Here is a 3,539-nt window from a genome sequence, read left to right on the forward strand (position 1 = left end):
AGTTCCTCGACCGGGGCCCCGGTCTGACCGGCCGTCTGCTGCTCGTCGTCCACCACCTGGCGGTCGACGGCCGACGGCGGGCGGAGGGTATGCGCCGACGGCGTTCCGGGCGGACGGGGGGCGGGTCGCTTCCGGCATGTCCTGTCCCCCGCCTCTCGGTTCCGGCCGGTGCCTCGGAGGCACCGGAGCGTCACGGTGAGGCGGCACGGGGCAGGGGCAGTCAGGGCATGAAGTACCTGCCCCCGCGCCGTCTCGTGGCCCTAGCTTTGCCCTTGGCCCGGCGCCCGGCCAAAGGCGGCACGGCGAGAGTGTCAGTTTTCCGCACGCGCGGTCTGTTTTGGCTCGGAAGCCCTGGTCGGCGCCGTCCCGGACGGTCAGGGGCGCAGGACGACCTTGCCCGTCGTACGCCGCTCCAGCAGGTCGGTATGGGCCCTTCCGGCCTCGACGAGCGGGTACTCGACGCCCGTCACCGGACGCAGCCGTCCCCCGAGCGTGAGCGCGACGAGCTCCTCCAACGGCTCGCGCAGGGCCCCCGGCCGCGCCAGGGTGGGCCGCAGCCAGAAGCCGACGACGGCCGCGTTGAGCCTGCTGAGCCTCGCCGGGTCGAGCGCGGCGAACGCCGTACGGGACGCGTTGCCGTACGTGACGAGCCGGCCGAAGTCGGCGAGGGAGCCCAGCGCCCGGTCGAACAGCTCGCCCCCGGCGGCGTCCAGGATCACGTCCGCGCGCGCCGCCAGCGGATACCGGGCCACCTCGTCGGCCCCCAGCTCCACGGCGAGCTTCTCCTTCTCCGGCGTCGACGCCTGCGCCAGGACGCGACCCGCCCCGAACTCCCGCGCCAACTGCACCGCGAGGCTGCCCACACCACCCGCGGCGGAGTGCACGACGACGCTCTCGCCGGGCCGCAGCCGGGCCGCGGAGCGCAACAGGTGCCAGGCGGTGAGCCCCTGTGTCAGCAGGGCCAGGGCCCGGGGAGCGTCCAGTTCCTCCGGGATCTCGACCAGCGCGGACTCCCGGGCGACCACGCGTTCCGCGTAGCCGTGGGCGACCTTGGCGAGGACCCTGCGGCCGTCCTCGGTCCGGCCGACGACCTCGCCGCCGGGGATGTGGGGAAGCAGGTCGGGGGAGAGGTAGGACCCGTCCACCTGGAACGTGTCGGCGAAGTTGACGCCGGCCGCCTCCACGGTGACCAGGGTCTCGCCGGGCCCGGGGACCGGGACGGGGACATCGACGGGCGTGAGGACTTCGGGACCGCCGAAACGGTCGAACCGTATCGCGAGCATGATCCGGCACGTTACCCGGCGGCCCGCCCCCGTGGACGCCGTCCGCCCGAACCCCCGCACGGCGTACGCCGGTCACACGTGGGACTCAAGAGCCAGTCGCCACCCTGGAGCCCGACGGCACCAGGGACGAGGGGCGGAGATGACGCAGCAGCTGACCGAGGAACGGCCGGTACCGGAGGGCCCCGGGCAGGGCGACGGCGACCCCGTCCCGGCCTGGTTCACGAGCGCCGTGTTCGGAGACCTGCCGCGCTCCGACCAGCGGCGCTGCGCCACCGCGTACCTCCGGGCCCTGCTCACCTCGCCCGGCCGCAAGACCGTCCGGGCGATGACGAACTCCACCACGGACCTCCAGGCCCTCCAGCAGTTCGTCAACCAGAGCCCCTGGGACTGGCGGCCCGCCCGCCGGGCGCTCGGCCGCCTCGCGGCCGAGCGGATGAACCTGCGGGCCACCGTCCTCGAACTCGCCCTCGTGCCCAAGTACGGCGAGCAGATCGTGGGCGTCCACCGGCGGCCCACCCCCACCGGCGGCTCGGTCAACTGCCAGGTCTCGCTCGGCATGTTCCTCACCGAACGGGGCCGGAGCCTGCCCGTCGACTGGCGGCTCTACCTCAACCGCGCCTGGGGCGAGGACGCCCAGCACCGGCAGCGCGGCCGGGTCCCCGAGGAGGTGCGCCGCCGCCCCCTGGAGGAGCTGGCGCTCGAACTCCTCGACGAGGCGCCGGAGCCGAGGCGGAGCCGCACCCGGCCCGTCATCCTCGACCTGCGCGGCACCGGGGACACCTGCCGTGCCGCCGCCGGCCTCCTCGACCGGGGCGCGGACTTCATGCTGTCCCTGGGGGAGGCCGAGCGGCAGCGGGCCAACGTGCTCAAGCCGCCGGTGCGCGGCCCGCTGGTGACCCTCGCCTCCCCCGCCCGCCTCGCCCTGCCCGGGTACGGCGCGGGCCGCTTCCGGCTCCTCGCCGAGTGGTCCCCGGCCCGCGACCGTCCCCGGCGGGTGTGGATGACCAACATGCTGGACGGCGCGTCCAACGACTTCCTCGCCCTCCTGCGGCTCCGGCACACGTCCGGCGAGGCCCTGACGGCCATCACCGAGGACTACGGGATGGCGGACTTCACGGGCCGCTCGTTCCCCGGCTGGAACCACCACATGACCCTGGTGTCCGCGGCGTACGCGGTGGACACGCTGGAACTCGCCGGCGAGGACCGTGGGTGAGAGCGGGGTCCCCGCGCTACGGAGAAGGGCCCGCAGGCGACAGCCTGCGGGCCCTTCTCACGTGCGGTGGTGCGGGTTCAGTCCTTGATGTCGCAGAGGGCGGCGCCGGAGGTGATGGACGCGCCGACCTCGGCGTTGAGGCTCTTGACGGTGCCGGAGCGGTGGGCGTTGAGAGGCTGTTCCATCTTCATGGCCTCCAGGACCACGATGAGGTCGCCCTCCTTGACCTCCTGGCCCTCCTCGACCGCCACCTTCACGATCGTGCCCTGCATCGGCGAGGCGAGGGTGTCACCGGAGGCGGCCGGACCGGACTTCTTCGCCGCGCGCCGCTTCGGCTTCGCGCCCGCCGCGAGACCCGCTCGGGCCAGCGTCATGCCCAGCGCCGTCGGCAGGGAGATCTCCAGCCGCTTGCCGCCGACCTCGACGACGATGGTCTCGCGGCCCGACTCGTCCTCGTCGGCGTCCGCGCCGGCCGGGGCGAAGGGCTTGATCTCGTTGACGAACTCCGTCTCGATCCACCGCGTGTGGACCCGGAACGGGTCGGCGGTGAAGTCGGGGTCGACCACGACGGCCTGGTGGAAGGGGATGGCGGTGGCCATGCCCTCGACCCGGAACTCGCCCAGCGCGCGGGCGGCTCGCTGCAGGGCCTGCTCGCGGGTGGCGCCGGTGATGACGAGCTTGGCCAGGAGGGAGTCCCAGGCCGGGCCGATGACGGAGCCGGACTCGACGCCGGCGTCGAGGCGGACACCGGGGCCGGTCGGCGGGTCGAACACGGTCACGGTGCCGGGGGCGGGCAGGAAGCCGCGGCCCGGGTCCTCGCCGTTGATACGGAACTCGAAGGAGTGACCCCGGATCTCCGGGTCGCCGTAGCCGAGCTCCTCGCCGTCGGCGATGCGGAACATCTCGCGGACGAGGTCGAGGCCGGTGACCTCCTCGGTCACGGGGTGTTCGACCTGGAGGCGGGTGTTGACCTCCAGGAAGGAGATCGTGCCGTCGGCGGCGACGAGGAACTCGACCGTGCCCGCCCCGACGTAACCGGCCTC

General features: G+C 73.9%; 3 protein-coding genes. 1 reads left to right on the top strand and 2 read right to left on the bottom strand.

Features of this window, described 5'->3' with window-relative positions; all coding sequences use genetic code 11:
• Window positions 1–374: 374 nt before the first annotated feature.
• Complete coding sequence (locus tag ABT129_RS37890) at window positions 375–1,283, bottom strand: quinone oxidoreductase family protein (protein WP_351910802.1); 909 nt, start codon at window positions 1,281–1,283, stop codon at window positions 375–377.
• Between the two features lie 139 nt (window positions 1,284–1,422).
• Here ABT129_RS37890 and ABT129_RS37895 point away from each other — a divergent pair, with 139 nt between their 5' ends.
• Window positions 1,423–2,496 carry an IS701 family transposase gene (locus ABT129_RS37895; RefSeq protein ID WP_351910804.1) on the top strand — a complete coding sequence of 358 codons (1,074 nt, stop codon included), beginning with the start codon at window positions 1,423–1,425 and terminating at the stop codon, window positions 2,494–2,496.
• A gap of 77 nt (window positions 2,497–2,573) precedes the next feature.
• On the opposite strand, the gene ABT129_RS37900 is transcribed toward ABT129_RS37895, so the two are convergent.
• On the bottom strand, window positions 2,574–3,539 hold a 966-nt coding region (locus ABT129_RS37900; protein WP_351910806.1), incomplete at its 5' end, for an ATP-binding protein.

It is taken from the genome of Streptomyces sp. NPDC002057 (genome assembly GCF_040296665.1).
Lineage (GTDB): Bacteria > Actinomycetota > Actinomycetes > Streptomycetales > Streptomycetaceae > Streptomyces.

Coding starts and splice junctions, on each gene's coding strand:
- ABT129_RS37890 (WP_351910802.1), bottom strand. CDS start 1,283: ATGCTCGCGATACGGTTCGACCGTTTCGGCGGTCCCGAAGTCCTCACG.
- ABT129_RS37895 (WP_351910804.1), top strand. CDS start 1,423: ATGACGCAGCAGCTGACCGAGGAACGGCCGGTACCGGAGGGCCCCGGG.